21 protein-coding genes and 2 pseudogenes are annotated in these 23,018 nt (G+C 34.4%); 7 read left to right on the forward strand and 16 right to left on the reverse strand.

The features are described 5' to 3' along the window. Window positions 1-309: 309 nt before the first annotated feature. The 3 genes from DOK81_RS01015 (at window position 310) to DOK81_RS01025 (ending at window position 3,612) form a co-directional block, all read left to right on the forward strand. Window positions 310-405: a type I toxin-antitoxin system Fst family toxin gene (locus DOK81_RS01015; protein ID WP_206907268.1), complete on the forward strand. Its 96-nt coding sequence runs from the start codon at window positions 310-312 to the stop codon at window positions 403-405. A gap of 971 nt (window positions 406-1,376) precedes the next feature. Beyond that, entirely contained in the window at window positions 1,377-2,351 is a 975-nt protein-coding gene (gene bsh, locus DOK81_RS01020) for a choloylglycine hydrolase (RefSeq protein ID WP_206907270.1), read from the forward strand. Between the two features lie 199 nt (window positions 2,352-2,550). Further along, window positions 2,551-3,612 carry an FUSC family protein gene (locus DOK81_RS01025; RefSeq protein WP_206907272.1) on the forward strand — a complete coding sequence of 354 codons (1,062 nt, stop codon included), beginning with the start codon at window positions 2,551-2,553 and terminating at the stop codon, window positions 3,610-3,612. 357 nt (window positions 3,613-3,969) lie between these two features. On the opposite strand, the gene DOK81_RS01030 is transcribed toward DOK81_RS01025, so the two are convergent. The 4 genes from DOK81_RS01030 to DOK81_RS01045 form a co-directional block, all read right to left on the reverse strand. Further along, entirely contained in the window at window positions 3,970-4,992 is a 1,023-nt protein-coding gene (locus tag DOK81_RS01030) for an acyltransferase family protein (RefSeq protein ID WP_206907274.1), read from the reverse strand. Window positions 4,993-5,345: 353 nt separating this feature from the next. After that, window positions 5,346-6,743, reverse strand: coding sequence for a hypothetical protein (locus DOK81_RS01035; RefSeq protein ID WP_206907275.1), 1,398 nt, complete (start codon window positions 6,741-6,743; stop codon window positions 5,346-5,348). A gap of 1,217 nt (window positions 6,744-7,960) precedes the next feature. Beyond that, window positions 7,961-8,155, reverse strand: coding sequence for a hypothetical protein (locus tag DOK81_RS01040; RefSeq protein WP_206907277.1), 195 nt, complete (start codon window positions 8,153-8,155; stop codon window positions 7,961-7,963). Between the two features lie 121 nt (window positions 8,156-8,276). Then, entirely contained in the window at window positions 8,277-8,732 is a 456-nt protein-coding gene (locus DOK81_RS01045) for a hypothetical protein (RefSeq protein ID WP_206907278.1), read from the reverse strand. Window positions 8,733-8,873: 141 nt separating this feature from the next. Here DOK81_RS01045 and DOK81_RS01050 point away from each other — a divergent pair. Then, window positions 8,874-9,236 (forward strand): annotated as a pseudogene (locus DOK81_RS01050) (hypothetical protein); the annotation flags it as partial. Here DOK81_RS01050 and DOK81_RS01055 read toward each other — a convergent pair. Beyond that, window positions 9,168-9,496 (reverse strand): annotated as a pseudogene (locus tag DOK81_RS01055) (nucleotidyl transferase AbiEii/AbiGii toxin family protein); the annotation flags it as partial. The pseudogenes DOK81_RS01050 and DOK81_RS01055 sit on opposite strands and share 69 nt — an antisense overlap. A gap of 435 nt (window positions 9,497-9,931) precedes the next feature. On the opposite strand from DOK81_RS01055, the gene DOK81_RS01060 reads away from it, so the two are divergent. After that, the gene (locus DOK81_RS01060) at window positions 9,932-11,140 is read left to right on the forward strand and encodes an MFS transporter (RefSeq protein WP_206907280.1); all 1,209 of its coding nucleotides are present in this window, start codon (window positions 9,932-9,934) and stop codon (window positions 11,138-11,140) included. A gap of 110 nt (window positions 11,141-11,250) precedes the next feature. Here DOK81_RS01060 and DOK81_RS01065 read toward each other — a convergent pair whose 3' ends face one another. Beyond that, window positions 11,251-12,069: a MurR/RpiR family transcriptional regulator gene (locus tag DOK81_RS01065; protein ID WP_206907282.1), complete on the reverse strand. Its 819-nt coding sequence runs from the start codon at window positions 12,067-12,069 to the stop codon at window positions 11,251-11,253. A gap of 165 nt (window positions 12,070-12,234) precedes the next feature. Between DOK81_RS01065 and DOK81_RS01070 the strand changes: the two genes are divergently transcribed. Together DOK81_RS01070 and DOK81_RS01075 are read left to right on the forward strand one after the other, a co-directional pair. Beyond that, on the forward strand, window positions 12,235-12,924 hold the full coding sequence (locus tag DOK81_RS01070; protein WP_206907284.1) for an N-acetylmannosamine-6-phosphate 2-epimerase: 690 nt from the start codon (window positions 12,235-12,237) through the stop codon (window positions 12,922-12,924). Window positions 12,925-12,935: 11 nt separating this feature from the next. Further along, window positions 12,936-14,450: a PTS transporter subunit EIIC gene (locus DOK81_RS01075; RefSeq protein ID WP_206907286.1), complete on the forward strand. Its 1,515-nt coding sequence runs from the start codon at window positions 12,936-12,938 to the stop codon at window positions 14,448-14,450. Between the two features lie 85 nt (window positions 14,451-14,535). Here DOK81_RS01075 and DOK81_RS01080 read toward each other — a convergent pair whose 3' ends face one another. The 10 genes from DOK81_RS01080 to gnd form a co-directional block, all read right to left on the reverse strand. Next, a complete protein-coding gene (locus tag DOK81_RS01080; RefSeq protein WP_206907288.1) occupies window positions 14,536-15,255 on the reverse strand; it encodes an HAD family phosphatase in 720 nt (239 codons plus the stop codon). Between the two features lie 216 nt (window positions 15,256-15,471). Then, the gene (eda, locus tag DOK81_RS01085; protein WP_206907290.1) at window positions 15,472-16,131 is read right to left on the reverse strand and encodes a bifunctional 4-hydroxy-2-oxoglutarate aldolase/2-dehydro-3-deoxy-phosphogluconate aldolase; all 660 of its coding nucleotides are present in this window, start codon (window positions 16,129-16,131) and stop codon (window positions 15,472-15,474) included. Between the two features lie 30 nt (window positions 16,132-16,161). Further along, the gene (gene uxuA / locus DOK81_RS01090) at window positions 16,162-17,226 is read right to left on the reverse strand and encodes a mannonate dehydratase (RefSeq protein ID WP_206907292.1); all 1,065 of its coding nucleotides are present in this window, start codon (window positions 17,224-17,226) and stop codon (window positions 16,162-16,164) included. Between the two features lie 17 nt (window positions 17,227-17,243). Further along, window positions 17,244-17,687 carry a PTS fructose transporter subunit IIA gene (locus tag DOK81_RS01095; RefSeq protein ID WP_206907294.1) on the reverse strand — a complete coding sequence of 148 codons (444 nt, stop codon included), beginning with the start codon at window positions 17,685-17,687 and terminating at the stop codon, window positions 17,244-17,246. After that, window positions 17,681-18,607 (reverse strand): hypothetical protein, encoded by a 927-nt coding sequence (locus DOK81_RS01100; protein WP_206907296.1) that lies wholly within the window; start codon window positions 18,605-18,607, stop codon window positions 17,681-17,683. Before DOK81_RS01100 ends, DOK81_RS01095 begins: the two co-directional genes overlap by 7 nt. Before the next feature lie 85 nt (window positions 18,608-18,692). Further along, window positions 18,693-19,199, reverse strand: a complete 507-nt coding sequence (locus tag DOK81_RS01105) for a PTS sugar transporter subunit IIB (protein WP_206898171.1) — start codon at window positions 19,197-19,199, stop codon at window positions 18,693-18,695. Between the two features lie 21 nt (window positions 19,200-19,220). Beyond that, on the reverse strand, window positions 19,221-20,087 hold the full coding sequence (locus DOK81_RS01110) for a PTS system mannose/fructose/sorbose family transporter subunit IID (RefSeq protein WP_206907298.1): 867 nt from the start codon (window positions 20,085-20,087) through the stop codon (window positions 19,221-19,223). A 21-nt stretch (window positions 20,088-20,108) separates the two neighbouring features. Beyond that, a complete protein-coding gene (locus DOK81_RS01115; RefSeq protein WP_206907300.1) occupies window positions 20,109-20,951 on the reverse strand; it encodes a PTS sugar transporter subunit IIC in 843 nt (280 codons plus the stop codon). Between the two features lie 77 nt (window positions 20,952-21,028). After that, window positions 21,029-22,027, reverse strand: coding sequence for a D-isomer specific 2-hydroxyacid dehydrogenase family protein (locus DOK81_RS01120; RefSeq protein WP_206907302.1), 999 nt, complete (start codon window positions 22,025-22,027; stop codon window positions 21,029-21,031). Between the two features lie 13 nt (window positions 22,028-22,040). Next, complete coding sequence (gnd, locus tag DOK81_RS01125; protein WP_206907304.1) at window positions 22,041-22,952, reverse strand: phosphogluconate dehydrogenase (NAD(+)-dependent, decarboxylating); 912 nt, start codon at window positions 22,950-22,952, stop codon at window positions 22,041-22,043. Window positions 22,953-23,018 lie beyond the last annotated feature (66 nt).

A 23,018-nucleotide genomic window follows, 5' to 3' on the forward strand; every position in this document is an offset into this window, starting at 1 on the left:
TAAATAGTTATTTTATAAACATAAGTGCATTGCTTTGCTAACAACTATTCTCCTTTTAATACCTAGCTCAAAAGACCGACCTGCAATTCGTTTAAATCTCAGATAGAGTTAAAGTTCAACAGAGTATATCCTGTTGAACTTTTTTATCTGCATTATTTTTTTAGGTTTCATCTAATTTATTGATTACAAATTTTAACCGATCTAGAGCATAAGTGTAAGTTAAAAGTAATTCTCTGAGTTTCTTTTATACCAGACTTTTTTAATGGTATAATTTTTTTGGCAATTTGCCCCTGATTGGGGGTGTTTTTCGTGAAAAAGCTTATCTCATTGGTTATCGCACCAATTTTTGTTGGACTGGTCAGCGAACTGGTTTCTCACTGGCTAGACGAGAAAGACGATAACTAAAGCAAGTTGTCTCTAACCCACATGTTCGGAGTCGCAACGAACATAAAGAAAGCCAACCCTACTCGCAATAGGGTTGGCTTTTGTGCTATTCGTGTATAGCTTATCTCATTTCGTAACTATAATATAGCATCAATAATTTAAATGCTCAACTTAAATGTCCATATACAATTAGTAATCTATATTCAATTTGTCTTTTGATCATCCAGGTATACTCTGTTGTCTCCAAGAGTATATGACTTTCTGACCTAATTAATTGAGCCCCTGAAAGTGCTGTGAAGTGAAGAATAAAAAAAGGGTCAGAAACTTTTAAGTTTCTGACACACCCGAAGAATTATGCCGGATAAAAAACATTTAATATTTAAATCAAACAAAAGAATAATTATGATTCCAAAGTAAAAGTTTTATGAAAAAAATATATACCACTAAACATTATGAGTAATTAGATACTTCCTATATGACATTAAGCTCTCTTTTAGTTTTTCAATTTTTCCATTTCTTTTTCGTCATATTTATCTATTTCATGCAACAAATGTTTAATCTCGTGTATTGATTTTTTTCTTCAATCCATTTTTTTGAAATAATATTTCTTGTCTTTATCTTCATTAAGTATGTTCGGAAGGGGGATCGTATATCCAAAAATTGAAGAAATAGTATCAAGATATCAATTAGATGAAAATGAAGTTGTATTTATAGCGATAATTTATGGTTTATTAGATCAAAATTTTCATAACTATCAGTATTTAATTATTGATTATAGAGTTCTTAGAAAAAATATCGTATATAACTGTTTCAGGTAACTATATTATTGGAGAAATAATGACTGTATTACAGAATACTGTCATCGTTTCAAATGGAATTGAAACAGAAATCATAAGAAAAAAAGATTTACAAGAAACATCTTTACTATCAAATATTTTTATATTAAAAATATAAGAGTAATCAGAAAAAAATCTATTTTAGGAGGAACTTATATGTGTACATCGATTACTTATACTACTAAGGATCACTATTTTGGAAGAAACTTTGATTATGAAATATCTTATGATGAAGTAGTTACTATCACTCCAAGAAACTATAGTTTAGATTTTCGAAAAGTAAAGAACTTAGATACTCACTATGCAATGATTGGAATTGCAGCTGGAATTGCAGACTATCCACTTTATTATGATGCCACAAACGAAAAGGGTTTAAGTATGGCAGGATTGAATTTTTCTGGTTATGCAGAGTATAAAGAGATACAATCAGAAAAAGATAATGTGTCTCCATTTGAATTTATTCCTTGGATTTTAGGACAATGTTCAACTGTAAATGAAGCGAAAAAGTTATTAGAAACAATCAATTTAGCGGCTATTAACTTTAGTGAAGATCTCCCATTGTCGCCTTTACATTGGTTATTGGCAGATAAAGAAAAATCAATCGTTATCGAAAGTATGAAAGACGGACTTCATATCCACGACAATCCTGTAGGCGTTTTAACCAATAGCCCTTCATTTGACTATCAATTATTTAATTTAAATAATTATCGTGTATTATCTAATAAAACGCCTAAAAATAATTTTTCAAATAAAGTTGTTTTGAATGCTTATAGTCGTGGTATGGGTGGAATAGGATTACCTGGAGATTTGTCGTCTACCTCTCGATTTGTTAAAGCAACATTCACTAAACTTAATTCGGTATCAGGTGACTCAGAATCTGAGAGTATTAGTCAATTTTTCCATATTCTGGGATCCGTTGAACAACAAAAGGGATTATGTGATGTTGGTGGCGGAAAATATGAATATACAATTTATTCGTCATGTTGTAATGTAGATAAAGGCATTTATTATTATCGCACGTATGAGGATAGCCAAATTACAGCGGTAGACATGAATAAAGAAAATTTAGATAGTGATAAGTTAATCAGCTATCAAATAGTTGAAAAACAACAAATTAACTATATCAATTAGATTTTAAGCAAAAAATACTATATTTTCAAAGGAATATAGTATTTTTTTGCTCTTTGTTAATAAGGAATTGAAGTAGATATATACTTCAATTGGTTCTTTTTTATATCAACTATAACCAAATTAAATGAAAAAGATTATAAGTATTTATCATTGTTAGATTTAGCTAAGTAATAGTAATATCAGTAAGGAGATATGAAGAATGACTTTTTATCAGTTACTACAATTGGATCCTTTAATACTTAAGCAAAAAATAAAAAATACAAAATCAAGTAGTAAGCGGAGAAAATATTTTTTATCCTTAGTATTAAGATCTTTATTAATTGTTGGATCTGCTATTTGTGTGATTGTTACATCTACGAAGTTTTTTGGTGAATCCAATAAGCCATATGCTATTGTTTTTTTCTGTATGATGCTTAGTCTAAGATTTGTCGACTTCGGATATAAATTTACTCAATCAATTTTAGGATTGGGCATTGTCCTGGGTGCGTTGTTTGTTGCACCATTTGTCCACTTATTACCGTATTTTATTTTGCAAGTATTGTTGCATTTCTTTTTACTGGGAGGGATACTAATTGCTACTCTAAGTGATCCCAAAATGGGAAATCCGTCATTATATGGATTTTCCTATATATTTGTTGTTTATTCAACAATAACAGAACATATAACGAAACAATTACTGAATGGTCGCCTTCTTTTCTTTGGTCTCTTTTATCTAATATTTTTGTGGATAATTTATCACAATCATCGAAATAAACATAAAGAAAAGACAATGTTCAAGGCTTTGAAAGAAAAGAGTGATTCATTGAAAATCTGGTTGTGTTCCTATGTAATTTTCATTAGCTTATTATTAGCTATTAGCCAGTATCTATCTTTTGAACGATTTATGTGGTTTGGATTTGCCTTTTCTTCTTTATTTGCGAGTTATGGATTTTCAATAATTGATTTAAACACACGTGCAACCGACCGTTTATTAGGCACAATTATTGGTATGTTTTCTTTTATTCTATTAAGTATGTATTTACCCATTGAGATACTTAGTTTATTAGGTGGTATTTGTTTAGGATTTTGTTCAAGTTACCGTTATAAGACGGTTTTTAATTGTATTGGTGCGTTAACGATAGCTAGTCAAATGTATGGAATTCCACAAACATTAGTAATGCGGTTTACTTATAACTTGTTAGGCGTAAGCTTAGCTGTTTTAGGAATTTTATTTGTAAAAATGTTGATAAATCATAGAGACATTATAAAAGAGACCAATTGATAAAAGTGCTTGTTCATATCGTATAGTAAGTATAATAACTATTCGAATAAAAATAAGAATAGAAAATAAATTGACATTATTATCTTGTTTGTCAATCAGATTGGTTGATACAGAAACAGTCTTATTCTAAAGAATAAGGCTGTTTCTTTATGAGAGATAACATACAAATATATATTGTTTGAACAATTGTCACTTTTCTTTATAATTGGCAAAAACTAATGATCATTTGTCTTTCTATTTTTATCCTCCATTTTGTCTAAATAACGATAAATCGTTATCGATGGCTATTTCTAATACAGGCCGATTTTATGAACACTTTTTGGTCACATTTACGGGGTTTATGGTGACGTGATTGGATTAGGACAAATTGACAACTGCAACTCCACTGACAAAGAAATTCAGGAAGCTATCAAAAAATTGCTTTATTGGGGTACTGCTATTCCAAGAAATGAAGCAACAAAATAATTTTGAAGAAAAAGAGAATACTAAGCTAATTATTAACACAACTAATGCATTAAACGGGAAAAGGCGATACATTTGGCTACGATTAAACACTTGAATAATTACAAGATGTAAAAAAAATATAGAAAATGAATAATCGCCTATATATTTTAAAACATCAATTTTTATTTTCTTTTTACATTTAATAACCTTACTTATCATCATCAAAAATACCATGCTAGCTAATACAGAACTTAACTTCAAGGCAGATACTCCAACTTCGGGAGAATATTGGAAAAGCAAATATCCTTCAAAAAATGAAAGAAATAATAAAATCACATATAAAAGAATCATTTTTTTCTCTTTCTTTTTCTTCATATAAATTTTATTATTCCCTACAAGATAGCCTAAATAAAAAAAAGAAAACCAAGGTAAACAACTGTTTATTCTAATATTCGCCATTAAATTTGAAAAATGATAACCAGAAAATATTGGAATAATTCTACTAAAGAATGTTTCTATTGGTGATATCAACAAAAATATACTTTTATAACGAGAGCTTCCCATCTTATCAATAATTGGAATCAATAGAGTAAGCTGAATATATACAGGAATAAAATACATGCCTGAAGCAGAATTAAATGTAACTAAACTTAAAAAAAACTTTCTGAACAATTGTGGTTCTCCATAATTATATAACAATGTATAAATCAAACTCCAAATGATATAGGAAAAAACGACTTTTTTTACTCTTTTTTTGGGTTTGTAATTCTCCATACTAGAATTAATTCCGCTTAAATAAAGAAATAAAGGAACAGCATGATTTAAAAATGAACGTATGAAAATTGAATCAACACTTTGAGGAAGACAGTGAATCATTACTACACAACAAATAGCGAATCCTCTCAGTACTTGAATTGTATAATTTTTATTCGACACCCTTTCTATACTCCTGTTACATTAACTCTGTGATTGAAATCCTTAATGATTAATAACAACATAATTATCTAATTTCTTTTATTATCCTTTTTCAAATGAAATATTCGTTTATAACTGTAACTTCTTATTTACTAGTTTTTCTTATCGTAAATGGACGTTTACGATTTGTTTGTTGATTTTTCTCAGAAGTTACAATACTTTTTTCCTTTGGTATAGTGATATAGTCTGTTTTTTTGAAGCCTTTCGCAGCTTTTTTCAAAAAAAATGGTTTAAATTTTGGTTGGATAAAAGATACTTCTTTGTTCAATTCTGTTGGTTTATAGAACGGCTTAAAATTTCGTTTTTTATTTTTTCTACTTACTCACTATAAAAACCCTTGCGATAGGTCTCTGGCTAGGAATTGATTCTTTATATTCACAATGATAACCTTTTATAGAAACAGGGTTATCCATACCAGTTATCAATACATAATCCCCTTTTTTGTTTTGAAAAAATTCTTTTATATTTTTGTGATTATACGGATTTCCTTGTTCACTTGCACGCGTATACACTACTTTATCCTGAATATACCATGATAAAACTAATGCGAATTGATCATTTGCAAATTTATCAATAATATAACCATCATAAGAAGAATATTTTTGAATAAAATGAGTGTCTACTAATTGATTTTCAGGGGAATGAACCCTTCGATAGAAAGTGAAAAAATTACCAAAAAACAAGATTATCATACAACATATTATTAGAGTCGACTTCATTTTTTTCTGTTTACCACAAATAATTGCTAGAAAAAGTACATATAAAGGAAAGCATGGAATTAAATATTTAATAATAAATATTGGTTGAATAACAATGGATAGAAAAATACCAATTAAGAAAGTTCCTAACGGCACTAACAAGCAGAAGATTGCTTTAAAATTATTTTTTTGTTGATACACGCAACAAATAACTAGAATAGAAATAATGATAAACACAAAATATGCCAAAATATTATTACTAAATTCACCAGCTATAACTGTATAGATCATCTTTATCAAACTAAATCCAGTTATTTGAGGAATCCAAAAATCATTAGAAACATCTTTTGCTTGTAAAATGAAAATTTTTATCCAAGGCATGTATCCAATAAATAGTATAAATACAGAAAGAACATACTTGTAGACATTACGTTTAGATTTGATTATACATAATAGTAGGATTCCATAAATAATCATTATAGAAATTAAAGCAAAATAATGGGTGTACATTGCACATAAACTATAAATAGACAACTTTATACAGTTAGCATAATTATAATTGACAAAAAAATCATAAGCAGATATAGCTGAAAAAAATACAAAACACGCTGCTAAAGAATACATTCTTATTTCAACAGCGTATCTTAACAAAAAAGGCGAGCAAACAAAAAATAAGGCAAATAGAGTTGCTATTTTTTCTCCTAATGTCCTTTTAACCAAAATTGTTCCATTTACCAACACTACTAGATAAGGCAAGATAGAAAAGATTTTTGACCACAACAATTTATTATGAAAAAAAGTAAGGAAAATTTTTAATAGTATATAATACAATGGCGGATGTACATCTTCTGAAGTTATTTTTATTATGTCTTTAAAAGTATTATTAACTACTCCTAAAGTGTATGCTTCATCACCCCAAATATTATTTCCTAAAAGACTCACATACATAATAATACCAAAAAAATATATTAAGTATCTCACCCATTCCATACTTATATGAAAACCTTTTTTCAAAATTAAAACACCCTCCAAAAAAATTATGACATAGCTTTTAACTACTATTCCCCTTAATTTATATATGATTGTATCAACTAATATTTTTTATTTTTAAATACCTTGGTTGAAAATAAAAAGCTTTGGCATTCATACAACACAAAAAAGCCCACTTTATTGCAATAAAGTGGGCTTTTTTGTTACTCATATAAAACTAAATTCTCAACTACATCATCCTTGTATAACATTTTACATGCAATTTTACTTTAATTTTTTTGTTTTCAAGTTAAATTTTAAAAATGGTTGAAACTATTTTCTTGTTATATTTATATCATCCATAACACTTTAATTTTTTATCATTTTTTCACAAAGTCATCAAATAATTTATTTGGTGACTTCTCTCTTTTGTTAGCTAAAATAGCACATCCTATGCCACTCATGACAACGATTCCTCCAATTAAAGTCATCCATCTTCCAAAATATAAGACAAAACAACAATATAGCTACAAAATCAATATATTTATGTTATTTACTCCAGCATGGCGAATAATCATTTCGTCCACAAACAACACTAGAAATAGTGGAATAAGTTTATTCATTACAAATCCCTTCTTTTTTAGTTAACGAGCCTTGCTCACTTATTTCACACATTTCCACTTTTCGGTATAAATAATTATCTATCATTTTCTACATTGAGTTGTTCCTCTACGCCCTAAACAAAATAGCCCAAATCTTTTTATTCAAGTCTTGATAAATTTATTTTAAAGAAATACCTAGTTAGAAAACGTCCACACTTTTTTAGATAAAGGGTGGACGTTCGTTGATTTTACAGTTTTTTGCAATTTCATAGATTACGTCAACTGTTACTGACTGTCGTGCAGTTTGCTGAACCTGACAATATGAAACCGTCCACAATTGCTTCATGGGTTACTGGAGAAAAAAGTGTCAAAAGCTTGCCTGCTGTATTCATCTATTCTTTATCATTATCAACAGGAAAAGATATGTCTGAAATATATAATGATTTACTAGCTATTCAGACCAAAAAATGGTGTTCGATGCAAAGAAAACACCACAAAAAAGAGAGAGTAGACTCGTAACCTCTCTTTTTATTGTTCGCTATGTAGTCTATTAATCAACCAAACGTGACTATTGTTATTCGAGGTTAGCTTGAAAATTGGCCATTCCCCATGTCGAAATAGTTCGTATTTTTTAACTGCTAGTAGTTACTTTACAATCAATTATTCTTTATTTTTAGTATGACTTTTTTTAAATAAATAACTTACAATTGTTTCATATCCCCAAGCAATAATCACTAGTAATATAATACGTATATAGATAGGAAGCTGATTAATAATAAATGTATTCACCAATTCAAAAATCACCATTAGTACTAAGAAATAAAGAACTTGTCCTATCTTAGATAAATTTTTCAAGTAATATTCCTCCAATCAAAATCAGCAATTTTATTGACTGCGTACACCTATAATTACCAAACGATCTATATTTGATCCCCATTTCCAACCAGGCTGTTTATTTATGCGAACAATGATCCCTTTACTCGTATTGATATTCGCTGCAATTGAACCTGTCACAGCTTGTGCTAGCCAGCCTAGTCCTACATAGTGGACTACAAACCCAAGTGTTTTTGCTGTAGTAGCTATATAAAAAATTAATATAGACATCCTTAGTTTCATTATTAACATTCAATACTGTATTTCTGCCTGCTCTTAACATTTCTTGACTTCTAGCTGAGGCTATTTCCTGAGCAGTAAAAACTGTAGATGGGTCAACGCCGTGTTGCTTTAACATAGTAATAAGATCATCAATTGTCAAACTAGCTAATTGATTAAACCCTTCAGTAAGTTCTTGCTCAGTGATATTTTCATTTATTGGTTGGCTTAAAGTAACTTCTGTGTTTTCATTAGCAAACACAGGTGTGCCAGCTGTAAATAATAAAGAACTGGAGATTAATAAAATTGAAGATGTTAAGAAAATTTTTCTTTTAATCATAAAATTCACCTCTACTTTAATATTAGTCTTTTGAAGACCTTTTAATTATATCGTCAATAACCAACCAAAAAAAATTTGCAAAAAAAGGGAGCCTAACCTCAAAAACGTTAACTAACGTTGACTCTTTGTCAATAAAGACTAATCATGGCTGAAGCAATCAGAAATCCACTCATGGACAAATTCATTAAAGATTTGATCATTCAAATTTTGGCCATGATTACTGAACAAGAACGTACCTAATCTAAACGATGCTACTAGGCATAAAGGATTTAAATTGCTAAAGCGAATAGCGTTTACAAAGGACGTCCGAAGCTTTATATTATAGACGCAAAAGATCCCCAACGTCGCCTTGTTTATAAAAGCATTGTTGAGGATCTTAAAAATGGAGTTGGCATTTCAAAGATTGTAAATGATTATAACAATACCAGACAAGTGGTCTACTTCAGGACAAATCGAATCTCCTATTGTCACATCCATTTTAAACGGCACACGTGCTTTCTCTAAATTAGCCATCAATTTAATTTTTCTTCAGTTAATTTCCTATTTCTAAATGTCAGATTGCTATCAATTATTGTTCTTCTATCGATTCCATATTTTGATCCTAATAAAAAGCCGCCTTTTAAAATGAAGTCATTTTTATACTTTGATTCAGAAATTTGTTCAATTAAACCATCCATCATAAAATGCCTTTGCACTAACTGTACATTTAATCCTGTACTCTTTGCTAAATTTCTGGTTTTTGCTCCAAAATGTGTCGGTGTCATTTTTTCCTCCATCAACATAAGCTTTGCATATGGTATTTCATTTCGGGTTCACTTTCATCTCTCGGATTCCAAATATCACAAAGTGTACGTTCTTTGTTTTCATTCAGTTCTAAAGCGACTTTTCAATAGCTTTTCAGAAAATAAATGGTCGGATTTTTTTCCATTGTCTTACTCTCCTCCAAAAAAGATACGTCCAAATACTAGCACCTTCTACTAACTTTACAGAGCAAAAAAAATTTTTTACAAGGACTATAAATTGGCAGTCAGTGTCTTAAATGAGAATTTTCTAATGTCCCAATGAAATGATTTTTTTCGCGTACTTACGCAAATGTTACCAAATAGTATCTATTGCACTAAAAAGTAGGTACTTTCTACTTTCGTAAATAAGGTCTATATTTTCTATTCGTCAGGTAACAAACTTTTAGGAGGACAAAAATGAAAAATAAAATCTCACCCACGCTTACGTTGATGGCATTGGTTATCAATGCCTTTGCAATTGGTTCAACTGAATTTATCAGTGTTGGTCTCATGCCTTTAATTGTTGAGAGCTTTCACGTTAGTTTGGCACAAGCAGGACTGACAGTTTCCCTTTACGCAATTGGCGTTACTGTTGGTGCACCAGTCTTAACTATTTTAACTGGAAAATGGAATCGAAAATTTTTAATGATGATGATTATGTCTTTATTCATTATTGGAAATCTATTTGCTGCGTTTGCTGCAAGTTTTACCATGTTACTAATTGGTCGTGTTATTTCTGCCCTTGCACATGGTATCTTTATGTCAGTTTCAAGTGTCATTGCAGCAGATGTTGTTGCACCACATAAACGTGCCAGCGCAATCGCTATTATGTTTACTGGCTTAACTGTCGCTACTGTAACAGGCGTTCCATTAGGTACATTTATAGGGCAACAGACGAGTTGGCACATGACATTCATTTTTATTGCAGTTGTCGGTGCTATAGGGTTACTTGCCAATTTATTCTTGATCCCAAGTGGTTTACCCGTCCCAGGATCGATAGATTTAAAAGGTATTCTACGAATTTTTAAAAATAAATTTTTAGTTGGTTCCTTTTTGGTTACTGCTCTCGGCTATGGCGGAACTTTCGCTGCGTATACTTATCTCACACCAATTTTACAAGATAAAATTGGTTACTCTGCACATGCTGTCGTTATCTTATTAGTTATTTATGGGCTAATGGTAGCCATTGGAAATACGATTGGTGGGCATTATTCTAATCAACAACCTTTGAAAGCTCTAGGTATTATGTTTGGTTTGCTAGTACTTTCTCTTCTATTTCTATTTTTTACGATTTTAAGCGGAAATAAATTATTAGCAACAGTCGCCACTCTCGTCTTGGGACTCTTCTCATTCATGAATGTACCCGGATTACAATTTTATGTTGTCCAACTGGCGGAAAACTATACACCAAAAGATATTACCTTGGCCTCAGCATTTAATATTTCTGCATTCAATATTGGAATTGCATTCGGCTCATTTATTGGGGGACAGGTAACTAAAACCGTTGGTGTTAGCTACACACCAATTTTTGGAGCAATCATCGTCTTACTGGCTGTTTTTTTAGTTTTCAGATTGATTACCGAAAATAAAAAAGCGAAACAACTTTCTTTACACATAGAGGAATGAATCCTAAGCATTTGATTGCTGTCACAAGATAAAAAAGAGGACGAGCGCTAAGCTCGTCCTCTTTTTGCTGTTTTATTTATTTTTTTACCTTTCTTCTTTTATTTAAGGGATTAATCGATACTTTTATCGATGATTGCTCGCAATACCTTTTCCCTTAACTCGATTGAATCAATGTTATTTTTTCTTTCATAACCTTGAACTAGAATATCACAAAGATAAAGCTGAGAAATTTTTCCAGCTAAAGAAGCTCCATTCAAAAATTCTTCAATAGCCGTTTGCAGAACAAAATCTGCTGTCCGCCCAATTGGAGATTGAAGATAATTCGTAATTGCCAAAATTTTGGCACCATTTTTTTTCGCAAGTTTCATTGAGTCATACGTATCTTTTGTTTTTCCTGACAATGAAAAAACAATGACTGTGTCTCCTTCATCCAATAGTGAAGCAACCTGCGCTTGAATATGCGGATCTATTACTGCATGCGCTTTTACACCAACACGTAGAAACATAGTAGCTAAATCTAAACTAGTTGTTCCGCTAGATCCCACCCCAAAAATATAAATATTCTTTGATTGGCTAATCAATTGAATAGCTTCTTGTAACGTTTGCTCATTAAGTAAGGATTCGGTCGCATTCAATGCTTCTTTTACGCCACTAGCGATTTCAGTAAAATAGGTTATTTCTTTTGGTTGCTCTTTTTTTTGGCTAAAATCCTCTTTCGCAATTTCGATTTTCAAATCAGAAAAGCCAGAAAAACCTAATTTTTGACAAAAACGAATGATTGTTGCATCACCAACTTGCGTTTTCGCTTTGATATCACTCATTGTATTGTAAATAACTGATTTTCCAGCATCCAAAATATAATCAGCTACTTTTTTCTCAGATTTTGTTAAAAATGGATAATGCTCATGGATTAGGTATATATAATTCATCGGTTCTCCTTTGCTCCAACTTATTCAGTTTATTATACTCCAAAACAAGTAAATAAAAAAATCTCCAAAATTCTCCATTTTGGCCTTTACACGCATGTAAGCGGATGCTATACTTCAATCGGAGTTAAACTCCAAAATAAAAATAAAAACGGAGAATTAAGGAGAATGAAAAAACAACTATTTTTAGAGACTATTTCTCATGGATTGATTGTTTCTTGTCAGGCTTTACCTGGCGAAGTATTTTACAGTGAAACAGGAGGCTTAATGCCTTTATTTGCTTTAGCTGCCCAAAAAGCAGGAGCTGTCGGGATTCGCGCAAATTCTGTTCGTGATATTTTAGAAATCAAAGAACAAGTTGATTTACCGATGATCGGTATCATCAAGCGTGATTATTTACCTGAGGAACCATTTATTACTGCCACAATGCGCGAAATTGATGAACTAGTTTCAACTGGTGTGGAAGTAATTGCCCTCGATTGTACGTTGCGTAAACGTCACGATGGTTTAACGATCAATGAATTTATTTCTCAAGTCAAGGACAAATACCCCAATCAACTATTGATGGCGGACATTGCCACATTTGCAGAAGGTATCAACGCTGCTGAAGCTGGTGTTGATTTTGTCGGAACAACGTTGAGTGGTTATACAGCAGATAGCAAACACCAAGATGGCCCCGATATTGAGCTTATCAAAAAACTAGTTGAAGCAGATTTATATGTTATTGCAGAAGGAAAGATCCACACACCCGAACAAGCAAAAAAAATCAAAGATTTAGGTGTTGCTGGAATTGTTGTTGGTGGTGCAATTACGCGACCGCAAGAAATTGCTCAGCGTTTCGTTGATGAATTAAACTAGGAGGAATCACTATGTTCAAAAAATTTTCAAAGCTTGGTCGTGCGTTTATGCTTCCGATTGCTATCTTACCTGTTGCTGGCCTTCTTCTTGGACTGGGGGGTGCGTTAACAAATGAAAGCGCCATAAACGCCTATCCCCTTTTATCTCAACCTTGGTTACACACGATTTTAAGTATCATGAGTGTTGCTGGTAATGCTGTCTTTGCAAATCTAGCGTTAATTTTTGCAATCGGTATTGCAGTTGGCTTAGCAGATGGTGATAAAGGAACGGCCGGGTTAGCTGGTGGTGTTGCCTATCTCGTGTATACAGCAACAATTAGTGGATTTCTAGAACTTTTTTCTCCTGAAGGTGCCACACTTGATACTGGAGTCGTTGGCTCGATTGTCATCGGTGGCACGGTCGCCTTTTTGCATAATCGTTATCGAAAAATCGAATTACCACAGTTTCTTGGTTTCTTTGGTGGCTCTCGTTTTATTCCAATCGTTTCGAGTTTAGCTGCAATTCTCATCGGCTCATTTTTTTATTTAATCTGGCCTCCAATACAAAATGGCTTGGTTATTGCTGGTGAACAAATTGCACAAATGGGTAGTCTAGGTACATTTTTATATGGTTTTTTACTTCGTTTAACTGGTGCAGTTGGCTTACACCACACAATCTATCCATTGTTCTGGTATACTTCATTGGGTGGAACAGAAACCGTTGCTGGTTCAACGATCTCAGGTGCACAAAATATTTTCTTTGCTCAGTTAGCAGACTCAAGTCACACGGGTCTTTTCACTTATGGAACTCGCTTCTTTGCAGGAAGATTTGCTACGATGATGTTTGGGTTACCTGCTGCATGCTATGCAATGTACCGTGCCATTCCTAAGCAAAACCGTAAAAAAAATGGCGGATTGTATTTTAGTGGTGCATTGACTTCTTTCTTAACTGGAATTACTGAACCTGTTGAGTATATGTTTTTATTTGTAGCACCGTGGTTATATGTCATTCACGCATTTTTGGATGGTCTCTCTTTTTATTTTGCTGATATCTTGAATATTCGGATTGGTAATTCCTTCTCTGGAGGACTTATTGACTTCTTGTTGTTTGGTGTTTTACAAGGAAACGACAAAACAAATTGGTTGAAATTACTACCTTTTGGTCTTGCTTGGGCAGTTATTTATTATATTGTCTTTTCCTTTTGTATCAAAAAATTCAAGGTCGCGATTCCAGGAATGGAGTTAGCTACAGATGAAACACCGAAGGAATTTGAGAAGCAAAGCGAAAAGAAACCAACTACTTTACATGAAGAATCACTAACTATCATTACTGCACTTGGAAACCAAGAAAATATTGAATCAGTCGAGGCTTGCGCTACTCGTCTACGTATTTCTGTCACCAACGGTCAGCTTGTCAATAAACAAGTTATCCAGGAACTAGGTGCTACAGCTGTTTTTGAAGTCAAAGGTGGTATTCAAGCCGTTTTTGGTGGTAAAGCAGATCTTTTGAGTCAAGAGATCAATCAAATTTTAAATAAAGATAATTAACAGTTTACAACTTGTTGCTTGCATAAAAAAAGAAGCTCAACTGCCGATTGTGAGGCAGCTGAGCTTCTTTCAATTTACTAAATGCTTATAAAAACAACTCTTTTTTCGCCAAAAAATTTCTCGCTTGCAGCAAATCATGAAATTGATAGTCTGCTGGTGCAGGACGTTCACGTAAACGTGAAAGGTCTTTTTTCAGCGGGTAGCGCCCTTTTCTAACTGGCAAATCTGTAATATCATCTTCAACTAAAACAGAACGAATTCCTGCACGACGTGCTGCTTCGATCCCCACTCTTGAATCTTCAAAGACAAGAGCATGGGTTGGATCGATACCAGCTTTTTGACTTGCTTTTAAAAAAATCTCTGGATTTGGTTTCCCTGCTTCAACCTCGTCTCCTGCCAATATCACATCAAAATAGTCAGTGATTCCTTCCATCTCTAAGTAAACCAAGACTTTTTCTCGCTTTGATGACGAAGCAACAGCAATTTTAACTCCTTGTTCTTTGGCAAAATCTAGCAACGGCACCAAGCCATATTTTTTATGAACAGTTTTTTCTTTCGCCAGTAGTTCATTTTTAAACACATTCATTGAATCACGCCATTCATTGTAAGGAACGTCCTCACCGTAGAGTTCTTTCATCCCCAAACGAATATCAGAATCTGTTTTTCCTGTCAAATAATAATAAACATTATGATTCAATTCATAATCATGTTTTTCTGCAGAATTGAAGTAGCCTCGATAACTAAGACGACCTGTATCAAACATAAGTCCATCCATATCAAAAATAAATAATTCGATTTTATTCATAATAGCCTCCAATAACTTGAGTTGATTCATTCTACCCCAAAAGGAAAAGAAAGGACAGCAGTAAGCGATGAAGGAAACAGCTAATGAAAAAGTAAAATAGGTTGTAAATTTCCCTTGCCTAATTCATCAAGTAGTCATTCTCGTCAAAAAGGTGGGCAAAACGCCTAGTCGTTTTGTCCCACCCATTTTCTTACCTCTTGGATCCATTCCACAACCTTATCCACTTATCCTGAAAGATTGTCCCTTGACTGTTTCTATTAATTCGTTCAGGTGCTGACTGGCAGTTACTCCATCATCTTGTTTCAAACTTGTTTCTGAAAGAATAAATGACCCGCCAACTGCTATTACCTGAGAATGGTTCAAGTAATCGAGAACATTGGTCTCATCAATACCACCGGTGGGCAAAAATTTCACGTCATAAAAGGGCCCACTCAACGCCTTGATTGCCTTTAGCCCACCATAGATATCTGCTGGAAAAAATTTGACAATATGAATGCCATAATCCACTGCCTGTTGGATTTCACTAGGGGTTGCTGTTCCAGGGAATACAGGGATATCTTGAGTTAAACTATATTCGATAACTTCTGGGATCACAGCTGGTGACACAATAAATTTCGCACCATTTTTAATTGCTGCCTTTGCCTGTGTCAATGTTCGCACAGTGCCCGCGCCCACCAACAGTTTTCCAGATTTTGCTAATTTTTTGATGGCTGCTTCTGCCAATTCACTACGAAATGTGACTTCAACTAACGGTAACTGATTTGCTAACAGAATTTCTTCCAAGCGATCCAGATAGTCAAGATTCGTTGCAGTATAAAGCGGCAATAACTTTGCTTCCTCTATTTTTTGATAAACTTCGCTTTGAACTGTCTGCATTTTCAAACTCGCTCCCTCACAAAACGTGATCTATTTTTTTGCTTTTGTGATTGCTTCGTGTAACCCTTGCATATAAGTGATTCCCATCGCTCGGTCATATAGACCATAACCCGGCATCGCTACTTCGCCCCAGATCGTTCGGCCATGGTCAGGGCGAATCACGCCATCAAAACCAACATCCACTAAGGCTTGCATCAATGCATACATGTCAAGTGAACCTTCTGTTGACAAATGTGCTGTTTCTTTAAATTTTCTTTCTCCCATAAAGCCAACATTTCTAAAGTGAACAAAGTTGATTCGTTCCCCAACCTCATGAATGATTTCAACCAAGTCATTTGCTGGATCTGCTCCCAATGAACCAGTGCATAACGTGATTCCGTTGTAAGGAGAATCAACAATTGATAAAATTCGTTTTAAGTCTGCTAGGTTTTTTGTAATGCGTGGAAAGCCAAAGATTTCCCAAGGTGGATCATCCGGATGAATCGCCATTTTCACATCCATTTCTTCACAAACCGGAATAATTTTTTGCAAGAAATAGGTTAAATTGTCAAATAGAATTTCTTCCGTTACACCTTCATAAATTTCTACCAATCGATTGAATTTATCTAGACGTTCTTTCTCCCAGCCAGGTAAACGAAATCCTTTTGATTGGCTATGGATCAATGTATACATTTCACTTGGTTGCATGTCATCCACAACAGACTGATCATAAACTAATGAAAAGCTGCCATCTGCATTTTCATAAAACAAATTGGTCTTTGCCCAACCAAAAATTGGCTTAAAGCTATAACAAATCAAATGCACGCCACACTTGGACAAATTCTTGATTGTCTGGATATAATTATCAATGTAATGATCTCTCTCATCAGTCCCTGCTTTGATTGCATCATGGATGGCTACACTTTCAATCCCCAATAATTCTAAGTTACCAGCTTCAACAGAATCTTTTAGTTTCTGAATTTCATCAACTGCCCAGACATCACCGGGTAGCTTATCCAACAAAGTACCTACGATTCCATTGATACCCGGAATTTGGCCTACATTTTCCAGCGGAATCGAGTCTCCTTGACCATACCATCTAAATCCCCACTTCATCTTGGCTTACGCCTCCTTTAAAAGTCATCTTCTTCATCATTTTCTTCAGTCATTGATGTATGCCATGCTTGTAAACTATCTTCTCCTTGTGCAAGAATTGCCGGAGCAACTTGTTCTAAAGGCGTTTCAATCAATTGATGATTGATCGTTTCCAATAGCATAGGTAGGTTAACACCACCGATGACATACACTTGTTCTTGAAGTGTTGGTTCTAATTGACTAACAGCTAGTACTGACTGATTATAAGGACTAGCACTTACTAAATCTGTTAACACAATGACGCCATTCTCTTGATTGACTTCGTGAATTGCTTCTCCAATTTTTTTGCCCAACAGTTGCACATCATCTGCTTGGTTCAAACTAACAGTTGCTGTATTATTCGTTGCCCCAATAATCACTGTGGCAGCATCTTTTAATCCCTCACTCAATGTACCATGTGTTGCAATCACGATCCCTAACATGCTGTTTCCTCCTCGACAGACAATTTTGATTCATTTTTTTTGAAAAAAGTCATCACTTTTGCGATATTTTCCATATTAAGTTCTTTTTGATCGAGCACCGCTCGACTTAAATAAAAGTCAGTTGTTTCCGCTTGATTTTCACCACTAAATAAATACATCGGCTGTTTTTCTAACAATCCTTCGGACACAACCTCAATACCGACTTTTTTAGCAACTTCACTGGTTTTCTTAGGCGCACCTAGTACTCTCAATGGTGCCTTTGCCCCAACACTATCCAATACGTACACTTCACAATTTTTCTTGATGACACTTTGTAATACAGCAACTCCTTGCTCACCGAAACATCCTTCATCAAGCAATGCGTAGGCTGTTTTTTCATCTGGTTCTTCCATCATTGCTAGCAGCGTCAAGATAGATGACGTATTCCGAACAAGATTTTTACGATTCGATAACCCTTGAGTGACCTTGCCTAAAAAATAAAAATAACTGGCAAAGACAGCAATTACGAGCCAAGAACTCAAAGTAGTCACATCAAAAGTCAATGTTTGTTTCATTAAGTAAAGAATCGTCGCTATTAAGCCGATAAAAATCAGACTAACTGTGCCTAATAAAATAAATTTAGTCGTAGCTTTCGCTTGTTCTTTTCGTTGAAACAAAGCATATGCCCCAACATGTCTAGGCGGGGTGTCATAATACGTGCAAATCACTCGCTCGGCATTTTCAACATCGCCAACGTAAATATTTCTGGAAGAAGTTCTTTTTTGTTGGTTATATTCAATGATTTGTACGTCTTCTCGCATCGGTAAAATATCTGCAATGGCTGCTGAGATAAATCTTGTTTTTTGTTTGTGTGTGCGCCGTAAGCGATAGATATATTGGTAACGAAACAACCAATCTTGAAAACGTTCCTTTTTTTGCATCGTACTCCCACCTAACCTTGCTCGTTTATTTTAGGAGTCTGGCGTTCAAATCCCAGACTCCATTTGCTGATCTTTCTACGTGATCTCACAAATCAAATTTGCTTAAAATATCTTTTAACGTTGACTTTGGTGCAGATGGTGTTGCTTGGAAATAAATGTTTTCAACCCCATAATCTTCGTTCAATTCTTTTAGTTTTTGCGCATCTTCTTTATTTAAATAAACAGATTTGGTTACTAATAAATCTTTTTCTGGATCCTTTTGAGCAATCCCGCCAATATTTAGTTCTTTCATTGGCACACCATGTTTGACTAAGTCATAGATCACACTTACTGTTTTAGCAATCAAGATACAGTTATATTCTTTAAATTCATATTCATCCCAGTAAAATTTCGCTTTATCACTTGTGATAACAATCGTTTTTTGACCTGTGCGACTTCCCGCGTTTTTATAAAGGTCGCGCATGAATTTATCTTTTGCTACAACGTCATCCACTACAAAAATGGAATTGACACCACTCTTTTGTGACAAAGTCACCATTACTTGACCATGGATCAAACGTTCATCTACACGTGCTAAGTTTACTTTTCCCATCAAAAACACTTCCTTTAATTTTTATAAAATTCCGATACCTGCTAAGACAATCAAAATCAAGGTTAGCCAGAGTAATGCTTGGGTTACCTTCAATCCTTTTTTGGTGTAGAACCAATACACACCCATCACGACTGCCAATGGCAACAAGCCTGGAACAATTTGGTCCAAGATGTCTTGAATGACGAAATCTTTACCAGAAATAACAAACTTCAAGGTTGATTCGACTTTGACATAATTACCAGCTAGGACGCCCATCATGAATAGTCCTAAAACAGATAATGTTTCAATTGCTGTTTGAATACCGGTACTTTGCATCAAACCAGTAGCATTTCGCCCCATTGCAAAAGCTTGTCTTGCAAAGAACACGCCTAAAATCGCTTGATACGTAGCAAAACAGATGAATGGGAACAACGCACCTAATGGGCTCCCTTGTTGGGCCCATGGAACTGCGATTGCGATAAAGATATATTGAACAGTTCCTGAGTCAATTGCATCCCCGATTCCTGCCAACGCCCCCATCAAACCAGCTTTTGTGTTGTACATCAAATCATCTTGCATCAAAACTTCGCTGTCAGTATATTCTTCCTCTGCGCGTTGTTGTTCCATCGAAGACATCAAACCAGTGATTACGCCACCACCCCAACTCAACTGGGTATTGAAAAATAATAATTGTCGCTTATAAGCAGCTCTTCTAGCATCGTCATCTTTATACAATTTTTTTAAAATTGGCATCATTCCATACAGTAACGATGGTGCCAAATAGCGTTCAAACGAGTGCGGAATTTCATTCGCAAAATGCCAACGTAAATAGGCTTTCGTCACATCTTTTTTGGTAATTTCTTCTGGTGCTTGACTGTTTACTTGTGTTTTTTCAATTGCTTCTGTCATCATTCTTCCTCCTTACTTCACTTAGAATCCATCATCGTAGTCATCGTCATCATCATCAAATGTTGTTGTCGCTGCAGTACCATTATCAGTAGCTGCTTGGACATGTTTTCCTTGTTGTGACTTCACGAAAATCAAAGCAATCAATACACCAAAGATTGCGTAAGTTACCATCGTGATTTCTAATGATTTGAAGACAACACTTAAGAAATAAGCCAAGAAGAAGAACACCATGTAATCTTTTCGACCAATAACATACACTGTCGTAGCAATCCCGATTGCCGCTAAACCACCACCAACGACCTCTAAAATATGGATGACGACAGTTCCTTCTAAAGCAGTAATCACATCGGCAATAATTGGTGCCCCTAAGTAAAGCGCAATAAATACTAATGGTACGAATAACAGAAATGAAGCCAAGGTTGGATATAAGATAATCGAACGTTTGATTGCTTTATCATTCAAATCTTCAACAGCTTTATCCGTGTACTTCCCTAAAAATGTGTTGATAAAAAAACGTAATTGATATAAATAACTTCCTAATAATCCTACTGGAACCGCTACTGCAATCGCTGCTTCAGGTGAAAGATCTCCTAGAAGTGCTACTGGAACGGCAACTGCTGCTGCAATAGATGGTTCAGCTGGCATTGAACCTCCAGGTGAAAAGACACCCATATAAATCATTTGTAATGATGCCGTGATAATCATTGCTTGTGCCACATTTCCCATGATGACTCCGACAACTAATCCTGTCATCAATGGTGAGAATCGAAGTGTTAATGTTGCTCCTCCACCAAGCCATCTTGACATGATAGCTGCAACCCATAAGGCGATCAATAAGCTTTGTATGATACTTAAATTTTCCATAAGTCCTCCCCTAAACCTTCGTTCATTTTTTTGACCTAACGACCTTTATTCCACAAATTGATTTTATCAACTGATTTTTATACTAAATAATAGCTCTGACTTTGGACCGATCGTTCAGGTAACCGACCAGCAACAATTCGCTCGACATCTTCAACACATTTTTTCCCCATCTCTTCTAAGCATTCCCTTGTATAAGCAGAGGTGTGTGGGGTCATTACAACATTTTCAAATGATAGATAAGGATGATCTTTTCTTCCTGGTTCTTCCTCCAAGACATCTGTAGCAAAACCAGCGATTTTTCCTGATCTTAGCCCTGCAACCAATGCTTCCTCATCGATCAAAGCACCTCTAGCACTATTTGATAGATAAACTTGATCCTTCATTTTTTTGATTTCAGCCGTTGAAATCATATGATAATTTTCTTCTGTGAGATTCGCACATAAACAGATAATATCGGCTGAAGCAAGTAATTCACTCAATTCGACTTTTTTTGCACCAAAGCTTTGTAAATACAAATCTGATTTATAAGGATCATATGCCAAAACTTCGCAACGAAAACCATTTCGTAAAATTTCGACCACACAGCTCCCTGTGTTTCCAACTCCGATTACGCCAACTGTTTTGTTGAAGAGTGCCCGACCAACAAATTGTGCACGATTTTCCCAGTGATCCTTTTTCACACTGGCATCTGCTTCAACTGTACATCTTAAAATAGCTAACAAGTTTGTGATATTGTTTTCGGCTACAGCATCACGCTCAACCAATGCTGGAATGATCGAAACGATCGTTCCTTTTTCTTTTGCTGCTTCGAGGTCGATGTTGTTATATCCAATACCATGGCGAGAAATCAAACGTAATTCATCTTTGTACTCAAAAAATTCTTTCGTAAAAAACGGGGTAACACTAGCAATAATCACATTGTAGCCATGCAACACTTCTGCCAGTTCTTTCCCAGATATCTCACCATCTACAGTAAAATGTTTGACAGTTCCTAACGCTTCCAAGCGTCGTAAATGTTCAGGAAATATTTTGCCAAAGCTACTCGAATTCACAATTGCGATTTGATACTTAGACATTTCCTTACTCCTCTCATTCTTTTTTGATAACTTCATGACCTCCAAAACCATTTCGCAAAGCAGAAACAACTTTTGCGGAAAAACTATCTTCTTCCTGTGATAGATTTCTCATGAATAAACTCATGGCAATCACTGGAACGGGGACATCCATTGCTAGCGCTGTTTCTACTGTCCACTTTGCCTCACCAGAAGCAGCTACGATTCCGCGATAATCTGCCAATTTAGGACTTTGTCGAAATTGTTCTTCTGCGATTTCCATTAACCAGCCTCGAATAACGGAACCATGATTCCAAACACGAGCTACTTTTGCCAAATCGAAATCATAGTCACTTTGTTCGACTAATTGGAAGCCTTCACCAATTGCTTGCATCATGCCATATTCGATTCCATTATGGACCATTTTCAAAAAGTGACCACTTCCGGCTGGGCCTGCATATAAGTAACCGTTTTCAATTGAAAGGTCTTTAAATAATTGCTCGATCGATAAAAAAATTGCTTTGTTTCCGCCAATCATCAGACACGCATCATTTCTTGCACCAGAAATTCCACCTGATGTTCCACAATCGAAATAATAAATACCACGTTCTTCAAAAATAGCTGATCGCCGAACTGAATCTTGATAATTTGAGTTTCCACCTTCAATCACAATATCTTTTGGTGCTAACAGTGGTAACAATTGCTCTAACACTCGATCAGTTGGTTCTCCTGCGGGTAACATCAACCAAATGATTTTTTGTTCTAGCTTCTCTTCTTGATAAGAAGCTAGCAAGTCTTCGACTGTTTGAAACGTTTTGATCCCTTCATGTTTCGCAATATTCAATGTTTCTTCAGATAGGTCTGTCCCCTTTACGTCATAGCCGCGCTCTTTCAAATTGATTGCTAAGTTCATCCCCATCTTGCCTAATCCAACAAAACTCACTTCCATGATAGCGCCTCCATTTCTATATCTCCATTATACAAAAAAATATTTTTTTGTAAATACAAAAAATAA

This window comes from Enterococcus sp. DIV0660C, from assembly GCF_017316125.1.
Classification (GTDB): domain Bacteria; phylum Bacillota; class Bacilli; order Lactobacillales; family Enterococcaceae; genus Enterococcus_B.